The sequence below is a fragment of the Pseudomonas baltica genome, assembly GCF_014235765.1.
Lineage (GTDB): Bacteria > Pseudomonadota > Gammaproteobacteria > Pseudomonadales > Pseudomonadaceae > Aquipseudomonas > Aquipseudomonas baltica.
Genome location: NZ_JACMYH010000002.1, coordinates 309,147 through 326,337 on the forward strand (window position 1 = coordinate 309,147; position 17,191 = coordinate 326,337).

Here is a 17,191-nt window from a genome sequence, read left to right on the forward strand (position 1 = left end):
GGGTCAGACGCCGGTGTCGTTCGGGTTGGCGATGGCTTGCTTCAATGCATCGCTCATTGGCAGGTTGATCGTGGCGTTTTTCGGCGGGATCGGCTGCTGGAACCAGGTCGGGTACAGCGTATCGATCACACCGGTGCTGTACAGGTTGCGCAGCACATCGTCGGCGAAGGTCTTGAATTGAGGGTCGTTCTTGCGGATGCCGATGGCGTAGGGTTCGGCCGACATCGGCTCAGGCAGCAAGGCGTAGGCGTCCGGGCTGCGGCTTTGCGCGATGGTTGCCATCAGTTGCACGTCGTCGTTGATATAGGCCACGGCGCGGCCGGTTTCCAGCATCAGGAAGGCTTCGCCGCCGTCCTTGGCGTTGAGGATTTTCAAGCCCAGCTGTTTTTCGCGGTCCAGGTTCTTCGTGATCCACTCGCCGCTGCCACCGGTGATCACGACCACCGACTTACCTTTCAGATCGGCCACGCTGTTGATGCCAGCGGTTTTCTTCACGGCGTATTTGGCGCTGGCGATGTAGCTGGTCAGCAGGAAACCGATCTGCTTCTGACGCTCGACGGTGTTGGTGGTAACGCCGCACTCCATGTCGATGGTGCCATTGATCAGCAGCGGGGTACGGGTGGCGGCAACGACCGATACGTACTCGGTCTTGAGGTTGGGCTCACCGACCTTGACCTTGATCTGGTCGACGATTTTCTTGCACAGCTCGATGCTGTAGCCGATAGGCTGCTGGGCGTCGTTGAGATAGGAGAAAGGCAGCGACGCATCGCGGTAGCCCAGCGTGACAGTGCCCACTTCCTTGATTTTTTTCAGTGTACCGGTCAGTTCTTCAGCCTGCGCAGCGCTGGCACCCAGGCAAACCGCGACAACCAGGGCAAGCAGCTGTTTCTTTTGATCGAGCATGTAGATCTCCGATGTTGTTATGGCAGCTTTGGCACAACGAAAAGCGATAGCGTCAGCGCAGGGCCGAAAGCGCTTCGCGAATGGCAACGACAGCTTTGGTTATCTGTTCGCGTGAAGTGGCAAATGACAGTCGGAAGTACCCTGGCATGCCGAACGCCGCGCCCGGCACGACGGCGACACCGGCGTGATCGAGCAGGTAGGCCGACAGTGCTACGTCGTCCTCGAGCACCTGGCCTTGCGCCGTGGTGCGGCCGAACAACTGGCTGCATTCCGGAAAAGCGTAGAACGCACCGGCCGGCGCGCTCAGGCGCAGGCCCGGGCATTGGCTCAGGCCGTCTACCAGCAGCTTGCCGCGCTGGGCGTATTCCCTGGCGCAACGGCTGACGAAATCCTGCGGGCCTTCGAGCGCTGCGCGGGACGCTTCCTGACTGATGGCGCTCGCGCCGGAAGTGCTCTGTGACTGGATCTTGCTGATGGCGGCGATCAGACCTTTGGGCCCTGCGCCGTAGCCGATACGCCAGCCCGTCATGGCGTAGGCCTTGGCCACGCCGTTGATCAGCAGGGTGCGTTCGCGCAGGTGCGGGCAGGCGCTGGCAAATGACACGAAAGGCTGGTCGGCGAGCAGCACGTGCTCGTAGATTTCATCGGACATCACCAGCACATTGGGGAAGTCCTCCAGCACCTTGCCCAGTGCCTGCAACTCGGCCTCAGAGTAGATCGCCCCGCAGGGGTTGGACGGCGAGTTGAGAATCAGCCAGCGACTCTTGTCGTTCAACGCGCTTTGCAGGGCCTGCGGCGTGAGCTTGAAGCCTGCATCGATGCCACAGGGAATGATCCGTACCACGCCGCCGTTCAAGGTGACGATGTCTGAGTACGACACCCAATAGGGCGCGGGTATGACCACTTCGTCGCCGGGTTCCAGGGTTGCAACGAAGGTGTTGTAGATCACCTGCTTGGCACCGTTGCCGACGGTGATTTCGTCGACGCTATAAGACAGGCCGTTGTCGCGCTGAAACTTGGCGACGATGGCCTTGCGCAAGGGCAGGGTGCCCTGCGGTGCGGTATAGCGAGTGTGCCCGTCGAGCATCGCCTGATGCGCGGCCTCGATGATATGCGCAGGGGTGTCGAAGTCGGGTTCGCCCAGGCTCATGTCGACGATGTCGCGACCTTCGCTGGACAACTGCTTGGCACGCATGGAGATGACCATGCTGGGGGACGAGGAGATTTGGCGGACGCGTTCGCTTTCAAAATTCATGAAAAACAGCCTTCCTTTGGTCGTGCGCCAGGGCCTTTGAGACATCCTGTCGTTCTAGTTGTAGGACGTAGTATGACACGGGCGGCGCCCTCTGCAATCGCTCAAATACCTAAAAGTTCAGCACTTTGAAAAGGGCGTTGCCAACGTCACGCGAAGCTCTCAAACGTTTAATTTGCGCGGTCTATTCATCAGTGTGCTCGATTCTTCTCGCCGCTCATTTGACCAACGCGTGCTCCGCGCGCACCGAGTTCATGAACGCCTGCATCGCTGACGATTGGATGCGATGGCGTCGGGTGATGAGCCCGAACGGTGGCAGGCGTGCTTCGAACTTGATTGGCAACACCGCCAGCAGATGTCGTCCGGGATAGTCCTCGACCACCGACACCGGGGTGACGCCGAGCATGTCGGTCTGCTGTACCAAGGACAGCAAGGTCATGATCGAGGTGGTTTCGACGATGCTGCTGGGGATGTCCACGCGCGCGTTGTGAAACACCTGATTGATGATCGAGCGCATCGGGCTGGGGTGTTGTTGCAACACCCAGGTCATGTTCTGCAACTCGGCCCAACTCAGCTGTTTCTCCTTGGACAAAGGATGTTGTGCGCCGGCGATCACGCACAGGGCTTCCTCACCCAGGCTGTCGAACAACAGTTCTTCGGCCCTGGCGCCGGCCGGAATCCGCCCCAGCACGATGTCCAGTTGATCCTGCAACAGCGCCTGCACCAGCACGTCGCTGGTGTCGACCTGAATGCTCATCGACAGGCGAGGGTGGCTTTGTTTCAAGGTGGCGATGGTGCGGGTCAACAAGCCCGAGGCCAGTGCCGGAATCGCACCGACGGCGACCCGGCCGAGGTTGCCGGATTCCAGCGCCACCAGCTCCTCGCGCATGCCGCTCAATTCAGCGAAGACCATGCGCGCGTAGTAAGTGACGGTTTCGCCGAACGGCGTAGGGCGCATGCCGCGTGGCAGGCGCTCGAAGAGTTCGACACCGAGCAGATCCTCGGCCTCGTGCAGCATCTTGGTCGCGGCGGGTTGGGTCATGCCGATATGATCGGCGGCGCGGCGCAATGAACCGAATTCCTGCAGCGTCAGCATCAGCCGCAGTTGGCGCAGGCGCAGGCGGCCGTGGATCACGTTGGCATCAGGAATTCGGGTCATGGGCCGGGCTCGCGAAAATGAACTGCGGCAAGCCTGACAACAAATGCCAGGCGTTGCCAGCACGGCGTGTCACAGCACCGATTTTGTCTTCGGCAATTGGGATTTGCGCAGGCCCAGCATGGTTTGCAGCACTTTGGAGATCAGCGGCCAGAACAGCATCAGCAGAGCCGCCGTGGTCAAGCCGCCCACCAATGGGTTGGACCAGAAGATGCCGATGTGACCGTCCGAGAACAGCATCGACTGCCGGAACGCATCTTCCGCCTTGTCGCCCAACACCGCTGCCAGCACCAGCGGCGCAATCGGGTAGCCCAGCTTTTTGAACAGGTAACCCAGGGCGCCGAAGCCCAGCATCAACACCACGTCGAAGAACGAGTTGTGCACCGAGTACGCGCCGATGGCGCAGACCATGATGATGATCGGCGCGATGATCGAGAACGGAATGCGCAGGATCGAAGCGAACAGCGGCACGGTGGCCAGCACCACGATCAGGCTCACCACGTTGCCCAGGTACATGCTCGCAATCAGCCCCCAGACAAAGTCATGCTGCTCGACGAACAGCGTCGGCCCGGGGTGAAGGCCCCAGATCATCAAACCACCGAGCATCACTGCCGCGGTTGCCGAGCCGGGAATGCCCAGGGTCAGCATCGGCAGCAGCGCGCTGGTGCCTGCCGCGTGGTCGGCGGTTTCCGGGGCGATCACGCCTTCGAGTTCACCCTTGCCGAAGTTTTCCCGGTTTTTCGAGAAACGCCGCGCCAGGCTGTAGCTCATGAACGAGGCGGCCGTCGGCCCGCCCGGGGTGATGCCCATCCAGCAACCCACCAGGGTGCTGCGCACGATCGTCCACCAGTACCGCGGCAGCTTGGCCCAGGTGCGCAGGATGACCATCGGTGTGATACGCGCATGCTCACCGCGAAACACCAGGCCTTCCTCGACGGTGCAGAGAATCTCACCGATGCCGAACAGGCCGATCACCGCCACTTCGAAGCTGATCCCGGTCATCAGGATCGGTTGGTCGAACGTCAGGCGCAGGTTGCCGGACACCGTGTCCATGCCGACGGCTGCCATGGCGAAGCCGATCATCATGGCGACCACGGTTTTCAGGGGTGGATTCTTGCTCATGCCGATGAACGTGCAGAACGCTAGCAGATACACCGCAAAGAACTCCGGCGAACTGAAGGACATGGCGAACTCGGCGATGCGTGTCGACAGGAACGTCAGCAGCAAGACACCGGCGAGGGCACCGATCAGCGCCGAGCTGAACGCGGCGGTCAGTGCTTCGGCAGCACGGCCTTCGCGGGCCATCGGGTAGCCGTCGAAGGTGGTCGCCACCGATGACGGCTCGCCGGGTATGTTGAACAGAATCGAGGTGATCGAGCCGCCGAACAGCGCACCCCAGTACATGCACGACAGCAGAATGATCGCCGACACCGGCGACATGGTGAATGTCAGCGGCAACAACAACGCCACGCCGTTGGGCGCGCCGAGACCGGGCAACACCCCCACCAGAATACCCAGCAGCACGCCGATCACCATCAGGCCGATGTGGCCCGGGGTCAGGATCAGGTTCATGCCCTGCAACAAGGAATCGAATTCGCTCATTTGAAATATCTCGCGGTCTGGGCAATCCATTCGCCCAATGGACCGCCATCCAGCGGGACCTTGAACCACAGCGCAAAGATCAGGTAGCTGGCAAGCACTGCACCGAGGGAGATGCCTGCGATCTTCCATTTGCTGTAGGGCGTGGCGCGTGCCTTGTCACTCCACATGAACCAGGCAATGAAGCAGGCCGATGACACATAGATGCCCACCAGCGGCATCGCGCCGACGAACAGGGCAATCGGGATGAACACCGACAACACCTGGCCAAAGGCGCTGCGGCTGACGAACGCAACGCTCAGCGCTTTCCAGCGCACCAGGGTCAACACGCCGTTGCCCAGGCTGGCGGCGCTGAGCAGCAGGCCAATGTAGAAAGGGAAGTAACCCGGCTCGGGGCCGGAGTCGCCCCAGCCGATACCCTGTTCGACGCTGCCGAACATCACCACCACGCCTATCAGCGTGGTGAAGAGTGTCAGGCCAAGTTCGACCCAGCGGGTGCCGACCAGCGCCGGTGAATCCGAAGAATGGGACATGAAACACCTCCAGCAGATGACGGCCGTCCTCAGGTGGACGGCCGCAGGCGACTCAGTTTTTCAGCCAGCCGGCTTCCTTGAACACCGGTGTCACGCGGGCGGTGTCTTTTTCGATGTAGGCGGTCAGCGGCTCGCCTTCGAGGAAGGTCGGTACCAATGCATTCTGCTTGACGTAGGCCTTGAACTCCGGCGTCTCGGTGACTTTGCGCATCAGTTCGACATAGAACGCGCGCTGTTCGGCGGTTACGTCGCCTGGCATGAACACGGTGCGCGGAAAGCGATATTGATCGATGCCCAGGCCTTGTTCGTAACAGGTCGGTACGTCGGCCCAGGATTTGTCGCCGGCCACTTTGTCGGTGTAGGTCATGCGCTCTTTACTGAACACGCAGAGCGGCTCGATCTGGTCGCCGCGCCATTGGCTGATGCTTTCGCTGGGGTTGTTGACGTTGGCGGCGATGTGCTTGCCGGCCAGTTGGGTCGCGGCTTCGCTGCCACTCTTGAACGGGATGTAGACCAGCTTGCTGTTGTTGGTCTGGTTCAGCAGCAAGGTCAATGTCTGGTCGACATCCTTGGATTGACTGCCGCCCATGCGCATTTTCGCAGGGTCAGCCTGGGCCGCCTGGTAGAAGCCTTTGGCGTCTTTCCATGGCGCGTCCTTGTAGCTCCACAGGATGAAGTCATCCTCGGCGACGGCCGCCACAGGCGTCAGTTCCTGCCATTGGTAACCGAGCTTGGCCACCAGCGGCAGCAGGTAGATGTTGTTGGTGCCGATCACCAGTTTTTCCGGATCGCCCTTGTTCATCTTCAGGTCGAGAAACGCTTCGGCGCCATTGCCGCCACCCTTGTTGAGGACGATGGTGTTGACGTCGAGCAGCTTGTGCGTGGAGATGATCGACTGAATCAGGCGGCCCAACTGGTCGGTGCCGCCCCCGGGCCCACCCGCGACGACGATTTCGACATTCTTGTCCGGTTGCCAGGCCGCCGTGGCGAGCGCTGGAAAAGCGCCGGCAGCGGCCATGGAGCAGCCGAGCATGAGAAGGGATGTGCGACGGACGAATGCATTTCGCATGGAAAGAGCCTCGTTTTCTTGTAGTTGTTATAAGTGACTTGTCTGAGCGGTCGAACCGCAAGCCTGGACTGAGTGTGGGAAGGTGCAGGCTCCGCGTCTAGTCAAAACAATACATACACCGATAACCAGGGGTTATAGCTAGCCTCGCAGGAAACCACGCAGCAGGGTGTAAGTGCCGGTCCAGAGCCATTTCATAAGAAACTCAGGCTCGCTGCAACCCATCCGCAGACACGCGAAAACCCCGTTGAGATAACTCCAGGCTATCGCTCTATTCCAAGTTTTGATTGGACGGTTATCGGGGAGCCTTCGATAGTGCTCGCCAATGCCGTGTTTTGCGGTGGGCTGCACCCAGAAGAACGATCAATCAAAAGAACAATAAATCACCAATGAGGTGCGCCATGGCCGAGCTGTGGAACGGTCCGATCATCGATGCCCATCATCATTTCTGGGATCCTTCGATCAATCCCCATCCGTGGCTGGCAGCCGATGCCAGTGTCGCGTTCCGCTATGGCGATTACAGCGCGATCAAACGCAGCTACCTGCCCGACGATTACCTCGCCGATACCGGTACTCACCAGGTCGTGCAGACGGTGTACATCGAATCGGAATGGGACCCGCAGGACCCGGTGGGCGAAACCCGCTTCGTCGAACAACTCGCCCGCCGCTACGGTTTGCCCAATGCAATCGTCGCGCAAGCCTGGCTGGATCATCCCGAGGCCGCCGCCGTACTGGCCGAGCAAGCCTCCTACAAATGCGTGCGCAGCGTGCGCCACAAGCCTGGAGGCCCGACCACAAGGGCGCAGGTCGGGCACGTCCGCAGCCTGATGAGCGACGAGCGCTGGCGGCGCAGTTATGCCGTGCTGCAAGGGCTGGGCTTGCATTTCGACCTGCAGACACCGTGGTGGAATCTGCATGAGGCGGAATGGCTGGCGCGGGATTTTCCGGGCACCACGCTTATTCTCAACCATGCCGGCTTGCCCAATGATCGCAGCGCCGAAGGCCTCGCCGCCTGGCGGCTGGCCATGGCGCGGCTGGCTCAGTGGCCGAACGTGCAGGTGAAGGTGTCAGGCCTCGGCCAGCTGCGCCAGGCATGGCGGGCCAAGGACAACGCCTGGATCGTGCGCGAGGTGATCGCGATGTTCGGCACCCACCGCGTGATGTTCGCCAGCAATTTTCCGGTGGACAGCCTCTGTGGCTCGTTCGACGTCATCTACAACGGATTCAAATCCATCGTTGCCGATCTGCCCCTGGCCGATCAGGAACGTTTGTTCTACAGCAATGCGCAGCGCGTGTATCGCTGCGAGCCGGGCACCCTTGACCGGACACGGCCTGAACCCTTGAGGAGTGAAGCATGAACAAGACATCCATCGCCATGGTCCTTGGCGACCCGGCGGGCATCGGCCCGGAACTGATCGCACGGCTGCTCGCCGAGCCCTCGGTGCGCAGCCAGGCCAACGTGATCCTGATCGCCGACGAAGCGGAAATGCAGCGCGGCATGCGCATTGCCGGAATGGAATTTCCCTACCGCCGCGTGGAGTCGCTGGAGCAGTTGTCGTTCGCCGATGACACGCCCCTGTTGTATGACTTTCGCGGCGACACCGTGGGCGAATTTGCCCGCAGTGAAGCCAGTGTCATCGGCGGTCGCTACAGCCTCGACACCCTTGAACAGGCGTTGCGCTTGACCGAAGCCGGCACTACCAATGCCGTGCTGTTCGGCCCGTTGAACAAGACCTCGCTGCACATGGCCGGCATGGCCCACAGCGATGAGCTGCATTGGTTCGCCGAGTTGCTGGGCTTCGATGGGCCGTTCTGCGAATTCAACGTGCTCGACAACCTGTGGACCTCGCGCGTGACCTCGCACGTTGCCCTGGCCGACGTGCCGGGCCTGCTCTCGCAGACCAGGGTGATCGAAGCGATTCAGCTGATCGACACCGCGCTCAAGCGCAGTGGCCTGGCAAAACCGCGCATCGGCGTCTGTGGGCTGAACCCACACAACGGCGACAACGGCTCGTTTGGCCGCGAGGAGCTGGACATCATCGGCCCGGCAGTGCGTTCGGCGCAGGCCATGGGTATTGCCGCGGAAGGCCCGTATCCGGGCGATACGATTTTCCTCAAGGTCCAGGGCGATGCCAGTGCCTTCGACGCAGTGGTCACGATGTACCACGACCAAGGGCAGATCGCGATCAAGCTGATGGGCTTCTCCCGCGGCGTAACGGTGCAGGGCGGCTTGCCGATCCCGATCACCACCCCGGCCCACGGCACCGCGTTCGATATTGCCGGGCAGGGCAAAGCCAATGTCGGCGCCATTCGCCAAGCGTTCGAAATTGCCTGCCGGATGGGCGGGCAACAGCTACTGAACACGACTCGACAATTACAAGAAACCGGCAGCGCAAGGAACCTGAATCCATGAAAATCAAAGCCATCCGTACCCGCGTTTTCGAGTGGAAAGGCAAAGTCGTTCCGCCCCAGGCGCACTTCTGCACCAACGCCAGTGACATTCTGTTCGAGCGCGGCGACGCCATGGGCTCGTTCCGTTTCCACGGCTGGCTGGTGGTGGAAGTGGAGACCGACACCGGTCTGGTCGGCATCGGTAACTGCGCCCTGGCGCCACGTGTGGCCAAGGAAATCATCGACACCTATCTGGCGCCGATCGCCATAGGTGAAGACCCGTTCGACAACGAGTACATCTGGCAGAAAATGTACCGCCAGAGCCACGCCTGGGGCCGCAAGGGCATCGGCATGGCGGCGATCTCGGCAATCGACATCGCGATCTGGGACATCATGGGCAAGGCGGTCAACAAACCGGTGTTCAAACTGCTGGGTGGCCGTACCAAGGAAAAGATCTGGACCTACGCCTCCAAGCTCTACGCCAATGACAACCTCGACCTGTTTCTCGAAGAGGCTCAGGGCTATTTGAACCAGGGCTTCACCGCGCTGAAAATGCGTTTCGGCTATGGCCCGAAAGACGGCCCGGCCGGCATGCGCAAGAACATCGAACAAGTGCGCGCCCTGCGTGAACTGGCCGGCCCCGACGTCGATATCATGCTCGAGTGCTACATGGGCTGGACCCTGGAATACGCCCGTCGCATGCTGCCCAAGCTCGCCGAGTTCGAACCGCGCTGGCTCGAAGAGCCGGTGATTGCCGACGACATCGAAGGCTACATCGAGCTGAAGAAGATGGGCATCATGCCGATCTCCGGCGGTGAGCACGAATTCACTTCCTACGGTTTCAAGGACTTGCTCGAACGCCGTGCGATCGACGTGATCCAGTACGACACCAACCGTGTCGGTGGCATCACCGCTGCCCGCAAGATCAACGCCATGGCCGAAGCCTGGTCGGTGCCCGTCATCCCGCACGCCGGGCAAATGCACAACTATCACCTGACCATGTCGACCACGGCGTCGCCGATGGCCGAGTTCTTCCCGGTGTTCGATGTCGAGGTGGGCAATGAACTCTTCTATTACGTGTTCAAGGGCGAGCCACAACCGGTCAACGGCTACATTCAGCTCGACGACAATACCCCGGGTCTGGGCCTGGAAATCTCCGATGAATACCTGAGCGACTTCAACATCATCGAGTGACCCTTTGGCGCCGCTTGCGGGCGGCGCCAACCATGACGTTCCGGAGGCCACACATGCGTCTGATTCAATTCGAAAACACCGACGGGGGACGCCAGGTTGGCGTTGTCGAGGGCGCCCACGTCCAGGTGGTCAATGATACCCGCACGACCCGCGAGCTCGCTCTTGCGGCCATTCGCGGTCACCACGGCCTGGCCGATGAAGTGGCCGCCCGTGGCACGCGACCGGGTCCGGACTATGCGCAGTTGTTGCAAGAGCGCCGCTTATTGCCGCCGCTCGATCACGAAGACCCTGCGCATTGCCTGATCAGCGGCACCGGCCTGACCCACCTGGGCAGCGCTTCGGCGCGCGACAAGATGCACCAGCAAGAGGGCGCCGTCGAAGCCGGCATGACCGACACCATGCGCATCTTCAAATGGGGCCTGGAAGGCGGCAAACCGGCAGAAGGCCAAGCCGGCGCGCAACCGGAATGGTTCTACAAGGGTGACGGCAGCATCGTCGTGCGGCCGGGGGCCGATTTTCCCGTTCCACCCTTCGCCGAAGATGCCGGCGAAGAACCGGAACTTACCGGGCTGTATGTGATTGGTGAGGATGGCCAGCCGTACCGCGTCGGCTATGCCCTGGGCAACGAGTTCTCCGACCATGTCATGGAGCGGCGCAACTACCTCTACCTTGCCCATTCCAAATTACGCTTCTGCGCCTACGGTCCGGAACTGCGCGTGGGTGCATTGCCAGCGCATCTTGCCGGCACCAGCCGCATCATTCGCAACGGCGAAACGCTCTGGGAAAAGGAGTTTCTCAGCGGCGAAGACAACATGTGCCACAGCCTCGCCAACCTTGAATTCCATCACTTCAAATACGCGCAGTTCCTGCGTCCGGGCGATGTCCACGTGCATTACTTCGGCACCGCGACACTGTCGTTTGCCGACGGCGTGAAAACCCAGCCGGGTGATCGCTTCCAGATCAGCCTTGATGCGTTTGGCGCACCTCTGGAAAACGGCATCGGCGAAAGCGCCGAGCCTTTGGCGATCGGTCAGGTGAACGCGCTCTGATCGCACTGTATAAGCAAGCCGTGCACGCTCCTGATGAACCGAGATGTTCACGTTTTATCAGGGCTTGCACTCATGCGACAAAGTTCCGCGCCGATAAGGTTATACAAGATCAATAACTCCACACCTTGCGGATGCGCCCCTCATGCTGCACACCATTCAAACTCGCTATACCGCTACTTTCGTAGGCTTCGTTCTGCTCGTCGCGGTGCTGACGGCGATAGGGGTCAATTACTTCATCACGCCCAGCCTTACAGGCACCGATGAACGCAAGTTGGTCACTGAGGCAGGGGAGATCAGTGCCGTCATCAAGCGCGAGTTGGCACGGGTGCAGGCGCAGCAGCGGGTGATTACCGAGACGGTTGCGCAACTGGACAGCGACAGTATCGACCGCCTGCTGCCCAGCATGGTCAACCAGTACGGCGAGTCGAAGGTATTCGGCGGAGGTATCTGGCCGCTTCCCGACAAACGTACCGTGGGCCGGGCCAAGCACAGTACGTTCTATCACCGCGATGCCAGCGGCAAGTTGATAGTCAACACTCACTGGAACTCGCCTGAATCGAAAAACTACTTCGAGCAGTCCTGGTACCTCGGTGGGCTCAAGGCCCCTGCGGGGCAGTGCAACTGGGCCTCGGCCTACCAGGACGATGCCAGCCCGGAGCCGCGCACCAACTGCGCGATGGCCATTACCAAGGACGGCGCGGCCTATGGCGTCGCGACCATCGATGTGACATTGGGCTTCTTCAATGAGCTGATCGCGCAGAAAGAGCGCGAGATCAACGCGCAACTGATGATCGTCGAAAGCGACGGCAAAGTCCTGAGCAACCAGCCGGAGATTCTAGGCAACAACGTACTGAAGAATCTCGGCGACCTGGCTGGCCAATACCCCTTTGCGGCAGCACTGCAGGGTTTGCTGAAAAGCCCCGGTGCCACGCGTTCGACGTTTGTCGGCAGCGATGGCAAGCAATACACCTTGTTCCTGATGCCCGTCGAAGGCACGCCGTGGCAGATGGCGGTAGCCCAACCCACTGAAGTGCTGACGGCGCAAAGCAGCCATGTGCTCAAGACCCTGGCGATGCTGCAGATCCCGATGGTGGTCATCATGCTGCTGGTCATCGTGTTCGCCCTCAGGCAACTGATGAACCGCCTGGCGGTGCTCAAGACCAACATCGATACGTTGTCGGCCGGCGATGCCGACCTGACCAAGCGCATCGTCATTCGCGCCGAGGACGAAGTTGGCGCAGTGGGCCACTCGATCAACCGCTTCATCGTCTATTTGCAGAAAATGATCAGTGAAGTGTCCGACTCGTCTTCTTTGATTGCCGAGGGTATCGAGCAGCTACGCGGACAGTCGCGCGGCACCAACAGCATTCTGACTCGCCACGCCAATGAAACCGATCAAGCGGTGACGGCCATCACCGAGATGAGCTCCACCGCCGATGACGTCGCCCGCAATGCCGCTCAAACCGCGAGCATGACCCAGGTGGCGAGCGAGAAGGCCCGGCATTCAAAAGTGGTGGTCGAAGATGCCTCGAGCAGTGTCCGCGAACTGATCTCGGAAGTGGAAGACGCCACTACCAAGGTCAGGGCCATGGAACACGATGCCCAGCGTATCAATTCTGTACTGGGCGTGATTGGTGACATTGCCGGGCAGACCAATCTACTCGCGCTCAACGCTGCGATCGAGGCGGCGCGCGCAGGTGAACAAGGCCGCGGTTTTGCAGTGGTTGCCGATGAAGTGAGGGCCTTGGCAGGGCGTACCCAGTCCAGCACCTCGGAAATCAATGAAATGCTCAACCGTCTGCAGCAGGGTGTCAGTGCTGCCGTGGTGGCGATGGAGAGCACCAAGGCGCGCTGTCAGGCCACGGTCGACAAGACCTCCAGGGTGAACGAAGGCTTGGATGCGATGACCGAATCGGTTGTGTGCATCAACGACCTCAGTACGCAGATAGCCACCGCAGCTGAAGAGCAGAGCGCCGTCAGTGAAGAGGTCAACCGCAACATGGTAGCGGTGCGGCAGATAGTCGAGGACCTGGTGGCAGGAGGCGCGCAGACCGAGAAGAGCACGTCTGCGCTCGCCGCATCCAATGCCAATCTGATCGCTGTGGTACGACGCTTCAAGGTGTGAGGACGGGCTGGGGCTGCGGTGACGGACGGCAGCCCTCGCTCGGGATAACCCAGGGCAGCTGCCCTAAGTCACCAGGCTGCTAACGTATGAACCGGTTGCTTGCGCACCAGGCAGCTCGTTCGCCTCGACACGGTTTCGGCCTCGGTTTTTGGCGCGATACAGAAGCCTGTCCGCCTCCTTCAGGGCCGCGGTATAGGCGTCGTGTTTGGGTGCGTTGATTGCCACCACGCCCAAGCTGACAGTGACGTTACCCAACGCACTGGCTGAATGCTCGATGCCGGCATTGAAAATGGACAGCCTGACCTTTTCGGCAACGCTGAGCGCGCCGGCAAGATCCGTTTCCGGTAGCAGAATCACGAACTCCTCGCCACCATAACGCGCCGCCAGATCCCCGGCTCGGTGCACCGCACTGCCTATGAGGCTGGCGACTTCCATGAGGCAGTCATCGCCTCGGACATGCCCGTACTGGTCGTTGTATTGCTTGAACCAATCGATGTCCAACAGGATGATCGCCAGCGTCGAGCGATTGCGGCTGGCTCGTGCCCATTCCTGGCGCACGGCAAAGTCGAAGCGACGTCGGTTGGGCAACTGCGTCAGGCTGTCGGTTTGCGCGATTGTTTCCAATTCATTCTGGGCGCCTTGCAGCTCGCTTTCCGCCGTTATCAGTTGCTGGATCTGCTTGTACAGCAAGACGCTCAACCCTATCAAGGCAAGGCAGATCAGGGCAATCAGCCCCGCCGACCGATAGGCATATGCCCACCAGGGGGCGAATACGTGTTGGGATGAGACACCCGCAGCCGCGACGATAGGCAGGCCGGTGACCCGGCGGTAGGCATAGATCCTTTCCACACCGTCCACCAAAGATCTGGTCACGGCAATACCGCTGTCACTCTCGGGCAGATAGCGCGAGAAAATATCGCCTTTGGCAATGTTGGTGGTCATCAGCGCCGTCAGGGTAGGGCGCCGGGCCAGCAGGTCACCGTTGTTCAGGGCCAGGAAAATAACGCCCTGGTCGTCTACATCCATTCGTTCGAAGAACGTCTGGAAATAGGCAACGGGCACCGTGGCCAATGCCACACCGGCAAAAGTGCCATCAGCGCCATTGATACGTCGGCTGATCGGAATGACCATATCCCCGGTGATGCGACTTTTCACGATGGAGCCGATTCGCGTGGCGGTATCACTGTGATCGCGGTGATAGATGAAATAAGGACGATCACCGTTATCGTGGGTTTGAATCTCGGAGAACGAGTTGACTATCCAGTTGCCCTGGGCATCGAAGATGAAGAGCCCCTGGACAGCCTCGACGTTCGACACGTTTGCCGCCATCAGCTTCGCCAACCGCGCTCGCGCGTCGATCGCAAGCCCGTCGTGCTCTACGCGTTCCACAAGATCACGCAAGGTATTGTCAGCTTGTCGCACCGTATCTTGAGCTTGCTGTTCGGCGGCACGGACGATATTGGAAACTGCAACTTTGGCGGCCGCCAGACGTTCTTCCCGGGACAAACTCATTTGCCACGCAGTTGCCAGACCCAAGGATAGACACACCAATGCAATGAAGCCTATCAGGGCTTTGCTCAGCAACGACGGCGATAGTCTGGCTGGGGTAAAGTCGCTTGGTTTCATAAAAGGCGTCATTGGCTTGGCGGCAAAGCGAGATCAATGCAGTTTCCGTACCGCACTGGAAGCTCGCATTCATTCTATGTCTTCATACGGCAACCCGACGTAGTTCTCGGCGATGGTCTGGCGGCCGGCAGGCGAACCCACGAAGTAGTCCAGTTCGGTCTGCTGCATACGCTGTCCGAAGGCATCCGTATCAGGGAAACGGTGCAGCATCGAGGTCATCCACCAAGAGAACCGTTCGGCTTTCCAGACGCGGCGCAGGCAGATGTGCGAGTACTTCTGCAGCAGGTCGGTACGCCCTTCGCGATAGACCTTGAGCAGGATGCGATACAGGGTGCTGACATCGCTGGCCGCCAGGTTCAGGCCTTTGGCTCCCGTGGGCGGGACGATGTGGGCGGCGTCGCCGAGTAGAAACAAACGGCCGTATTGCATCGGCTCCACCACGAAACTGCGTAACGGCGCGATGCTCTTTTCAATGGACGGGCCGGTCACCAGCCGCTCTGCGACAGGCGCGGGCAGGCGACGCTTCAGTTCATCCCAGAAGCGCTGATCGGACCAGTCCTCGACCTGTTCCTCTGCACCCACCTGCAGGTAGTAACGGGTACGCGTTGCCGAACGCATGCTGCACAAGGCGAAGCCACGCTCATGGTTGGCGTAGATCAATTCGTGGTTGACCGGCGGTGTGTCGGCCAGAATACCTAGCCAGCCGAAGGGGTAGGTGCGTTCGAAGACGCTCAGGGCCTCTGCCGGGATCGCTTGCCGCGACACGCCATGAAAGCCATCGCAGCCGGCGATGTAGTCGCAGTCCAGGCGAACCGTCTCGCCGTTGTGCTGGAAGGTCAGGTACGGGCTGTCGCTGTTCATGTCATGGGGCTGAACCTGGTCGGCCTCGTAGACCGTCAGCGCGCCGGCGGCGGCCCGGGCCTGCATCAGGTCGCGGGTGACTTCGGTCTGGCCGTAGACCATCACCGTTTTGCCGCCGGTCAGTGCGCTGAGGTCGATGCGTTCACTGCGTCCATCGAACGCCAGTTCGAACCCATCGTGCACCAGACCCTCGGCGTCCATACGCGCGCTGACCGAGGCTTCGCGCAGCAGGTCGACGGTGCCTTGCTCGAGCACGCCGGCACGAATCCGCGAGAGGATGTAGTCGGGGTCCTTGCGTTCGACGATGACGTTGTCGATACCCGCACGATGCAACAGTTGGCCGAGCAGAAGGCCGGACGGACCGGCGCCGATAATAGCGACTTGAGTTTTCATGTGAGCAGCCCTGTGAGGTGCGACTGCGGGCGTGACCCCTTGCAGTACATTTTTATTGTTGTCCCCTGTATTTTTGATGAGCAGACTTGAGATAAGAAGGCAATATCCGGCATATTTCATGGACTTTCGGCGGATCGTTGCAAGGGAGAAGACACAATGTCGAAATCGCTCGCCGCGCCCGTTCCGGTGTTCAAGCTGTACGGCGAAACCGGGGCCTGGCCAACGCCAGACCTGATCCATTGCGAGTCGATTCCCGAGCGGAGCAAGCTGCATGGCTGGGAAATAAAACCCCATCGGCACAGCGATCTGGTGCAACTGTTGTACGTGCAGGCAGGGCAGGCCACGTTGAAGGTCGAGGACGAGGTCAATCTCGTCGATTCTCCTTCGCTGCAGGTCGTTCCAGCGCTGAGCGTGCACACCTTCAAGTTTTCCGCCGACACCCAGGGCCACGTGCTCAGCCTGGCGCTGCCCTTGGCCCATCAGCTCGGCGCCTTGCTCGGCAGCCCGGTGCTGACCACGGCTGTGTGTTATCCGGTCGGTGCCGAGCGCGCATATCTGGACACGCTGTTTTCAGCCCTTGCCCAGGAGTACAACCAACAGCAATCGGGCCGCGATGCAATGCTGCAATCCTTGATCACGATCCTGTCGATCTGGCTCAGTCGGCGCAAACAGGCACTGTCCTCGTCGGACACCTTGCAAGTCGATCGTGGGCGCGACTATCTGCAGGTCTTCATCAAGACACTGGAACTGCGGTTTCGTGAACACCTGCCTATCGACCACTATGCCGCGACGCTCGGCATCGGCAATGCCCATCTCAACGCGCTGTGTCGGCGCCTCGCGGGGCAATCTGCATTGCAGATGATCAACCAGCGATTGCTGCTGGAGGCCAAGCGCGATCTGGTCTACACCAGCATGACCATCGCCGAGGTGTCCGACAACCTTGGGTTCTCCGACCCGGCCTACTTCTCGCGCTTTTTCAAACGCTGTACGGGGCAATCACCGAAACAGTTTCGCGTGCAGCGGTAGTGGGTGTCAGGCCCTGA

14 protein-coding genes and 1 pseudogene are annotated in these 17,191 nt (G+C 60.5%); 7 read left to right on the forward strand and 8 right to left on the reverse strand.

Annotated elements, in window-relative coordinates; translation table 11 throughout:
• Nucleotides 1–3: 3 nt before the first annotated feature.
• From H7993_RS10855 to H7993_RS10880, 6 genes are all read right to left on the reverse strand, one after another.
• Nucleotides 4–903: a transporter substrate-binding domain-containing protein gene (locus H7993_RS10855; protein WP_185794370.1), complete on the reverse strand. Its 900-nt coding sequence runs from the start codon at nucleotides 901–903 to the stop codon at nucleotides 4–6.
• Between the two features lie 52 nt (nucleotides 904–955).
• Nucleotides 956–2,158, reverse strand: coding sequence for a pyridoxal phosphate-dependent aminotransferase (locus H7993_RS10860; RefSeq protein ID WP_185794371.1), 1,203 nt, complete (start codon nucleotides 2,156–2,158; stop codon nucleotides 956–958).
• A 214-nt stretch (nucleotides 2,159–2,372) separates the two neighbouring features.
• Nucleotides 2,373–3,314 carry a LysR family transcriptional regulator gene (locus H7993_RS10865; protein ID WP_122476272.1) on the reverse strand — a complete coding sequence of 314 codons (942 nt, stop codon included), beginning with the start codon at nucleotides 3,312–3,314 and terminating at the stop codon, nucleotides 2,373–2,375.
• 69 nt (nucleotides 3,315–3,383) lie between these two features.
• Nucleotides 3,384–4,913 (reverse strand): tripartite tricarboxylate transporter permease, encoded by a 1,530-nt coding sequence (locus H7993_RS10870; protein ID WP_185794372.1) that lies wholly within the window; start codon nucleotides 4,911–4,913, stop codon nucleotides 3,384–3,386.
• Complete coding sequence (locus H7993_RS10875; RefSeq protein ID WP_185794373.1) at nucleotides 4,910–5,443, reverse strand: tripartite tricarboxylate transporter TctB family protein; 534 nt, start codon at nucleotides 5,441–5,443, stop codon at nucleotides 4,910–4,912. Before H7993_RS10875 ends, H7993_RS10870 begins: the two co-directional genes overlap by 4 nt.
• A 52-nt stretch (nucleotides 5,444–5,495) precedes the next feature.
• Nucleotides 5,496–6,512: a tripartite tricarboxylate transporter substrate binding protein gene (locus tag H7993_RS10880; protein WP_185794374.1), complete on the reverse strand. Its 1,017-nt coding sequence runs from the start codon at nucleotides 6,510–6,512 to the stop codon at nucleotides 5,496–5,498.
• A gap of 398 nt (nucleotides 6,513–6,910) precedes the next feature.
• Between H7993_RS10880 and H7993_RS10885 the strand changes: the two genes are divergently transcribed.
• From H7993_RS10885 to H7993_RS20940, 6 genes and pseudogenes are all read left to right on the forward strand, one after another.
• Nucleotides 6,911–7,867: an amidohydrolase family protein gene (locus H7993_RS10885; RefSeq protein ID WP_185794375.1), complete on the forward strand. Its 957-nt coding sequence runs from the start codon at nucleotides 6,911–6,913 to the stop codon at nucleotides 7,865–7,867.
• Complete coding sequence (locus H7993_RS10890) at nucleotides 7,864–8,922, forward strand: 4-hydroxythreonine-4-phosphate dehydrogenase PdxA (RefSeq protein ID WP_185794376.1); 1,059 nt, start codon at nucleotides 7,864–7,866, stop codon at nucleotides 8,920–8,922. The genes H7993_RS10885 and H7993_RS10890 overlap by 4 nt, the downstream gene beginning before the upstream one ends.
• Entirely contained in the window at nucleotides 8,919–10,094 is a 1,176-nt protein-coding gene (locus tag H7993_RS10895) for an L-rhamnonate dehydratase (protein WP_122476260.1), read from the forward strand. The genes H7993_RS10890 and H7993_RS10895 overlap by 4 nt, the downstream gene beginning before the upstream one ends.
• Before the next feature lie 53 nt (nucleotides 10,095–10,147).
• Nucleotides 10,148–11,143, forward strand: coding sequence for an AraD1 family protein (araD1, locus tag H7993_RS10900; protein ID WP_185794377.1), 996 nt, complete (start codon nucleotides 10,148–10,150; stop codon nucleotides 11,141–11,143).
• Nucleotides 11,144–11,285: 142 nt separating this feature from the next.
• Nucleotides 11,286–12,410, forward strand: a pseudogene (locus H7993_RS20935) (HAMP domain-containing protein); the annotation flags it as partial.
• A 15-nt stretch (nucleotides 12,411–12,425) separates the two neighbouring features.
• A complete protein-coding gene (locus tag H7993_RS20940) occupies nucleotides 12,426–13,268 on the forward strand; it encodes a methyl-accepting chemotaxis protein (RefSeq protein WP_425312007.1) in 843 nt (280 codons plus the stop codon).
• Nucleotides 13,269–13,331: 63 nt separating this feature from the next.
• Here H7993_RS20940 and H7993_RS10910 read toward each other — a convergent pair whose 3' ends face one another.
• Both H7993_RS10910 and pobA read right to left on the reverse strand, forming a co-directional pair.
• Entirely contained in the window at nucleotides 13,332–14,894 is a 1,563-nt protein-coding gene (locus tag H7993_RS10910; protein WP_244647022.1) for a sensor domain-containing diguanylate cyclase, read from the reverse strand.
• A gap of 69 nt (nucleotides 14,895–14,963) precedes the next feature.
• Nucleotides 14,964–16,148 carry a 4-hydroxybenzoate 3-monooxygenase gene (pobA, locus tag H7993_RS10915; RefSeq protein WP_185794380.1) on the reverse strand — a complete coding sequence of 395 codons (1,185 nt, stop codon included), beginning with the start codon at nucleotides 16,146–16,148 and terminating at the stop codon, nucleotides 14,964–14,966.
• 156 nt (nucleotides 16,149–16,304) lie between these two features.
• Here pobA and H7993_RS10920 point away from each other — a divergent pair, with 156 nt between their 5' ends.
• Nucleotides 16,305–17,174 (forward strand): helix-turn-helix domain-containing protein, encoded by an 870-nt coding sequence (locus tag H7993_RS10920; protein ID WP_185794381.1) that lies wholly within the window; start codon nucleotides 16,305–16,307, stop codon nucleotides 17,172–17,174.
• The last annotated feature ends 17 nt before the right edge of the window (nucleotides 17,175–17,191 follow it).

What these genes read in the sequence shown, in the direction of transcription:
- H7993_RS10865 (WP_122476272.1), bottom strand. Translation starts at nt 3,314, where the DNA reads ATGACCCGAATTCCTGATGCCAACGTGATCCACGGCCGCCTGCGCCTG.
- H7993_RS10875 (WP_185794373.1), bottom strand. Translation starts at nt 5,443, where the DNA reads ATGTCCCATTCTTCGGATTCACCGGCGCTGGTCGGCACCCGCTGGGTC.
- pobA (WP_185794380.1), bottom strand. Translation starts at nt 16,148, where the DNA reads ATGAAAACTCAAGTCGCTATTATCGGCGCCGGTCCGTCCGGCCTTCTG.
- H7993_RS10855 (WP_185794370.1), bottom strand. Translation starts at nt 903, where the DNA reads ATGCTCGATCAAAAGAAACAGCTGCTTGCCCTGGTTGTCGCGGTTTGC.
- H7993_RS10895 (WP_122476260.1), top strand. Translation starts at nt 8,919, where the DNA reads ATGAAAATCAAAGCCATCCGTACCCGCGTTTTCGAGTGGAAAGGCAAA.
- araD1 (WP_185794377.1), top strand. Translation starts at nt 10,148, where the DNA reads ATGCGTCTGATTCAATTCGAAAACACCGACGGGGGACGCCAGGTTGGC.
- H7993_RS10890 (WP_185794376.1), top strand. Translation starts at nt 7,864, where the DNA reads ATGAACAAGACATCCATCGCCATGGTCCTTGGCGACCCGGCGGGCATC.
- H7993_RS10885 (WP_185794375.1), top strand. Translation starts at nt 6,911, where the DNA reads ATGGCCGAGCTGTGGAACGGTCCGATCATCGATGCCCATCATCATTTC.
- H7993_RS10910 (WP_244647022.1), bottom strand. Translation starts at nt 14,894, where the DNA reads ATGAAACCAAGCGACTTTACCCCAGCCAGACTATCGCCGTCGTTGCTG.
- H7993_RS10880 (WP_185794374.1), bottom strand. Translation starts at nt 6,512, where the DNA reads ATGCGAAATGCATTCGTCCGTCGCACATCCCTTCTCATGCTCGGCTGC.
- H7993_RS10920 (WP_185794381.1), top strand. Translation starts at nt 16,305, where the DNA reads ATGTCGAAATCGCTCGCCGCGCCCGTTCCGGTGTTCAAGCTGTACGGC.
- H7993_RS10860 (WP_185794371.1), bottom strand. Translation starts at nt 2,158, where the DNA reads ATGAATTTTGAAAGCGAACGCGTCCGCCAAATCTCCTCGTCCCCCAGC.
- H7993_RS20940 (WP_425312007.1), top strand. Translation starts at nt 12,426, where the DNA reads ATGATCAGTGAAGTGTCCGACTCGTCTTCTTTGATTGCCGAGGGTATC.
- H7993_RS10870 (WP_185794372.1), bottom strand. Translation starts at nt 4,913, where the DNA reads ATGAGCGAATTCGATTCCTTGTTGCAGGGCATGAACCTGATCCTGACC.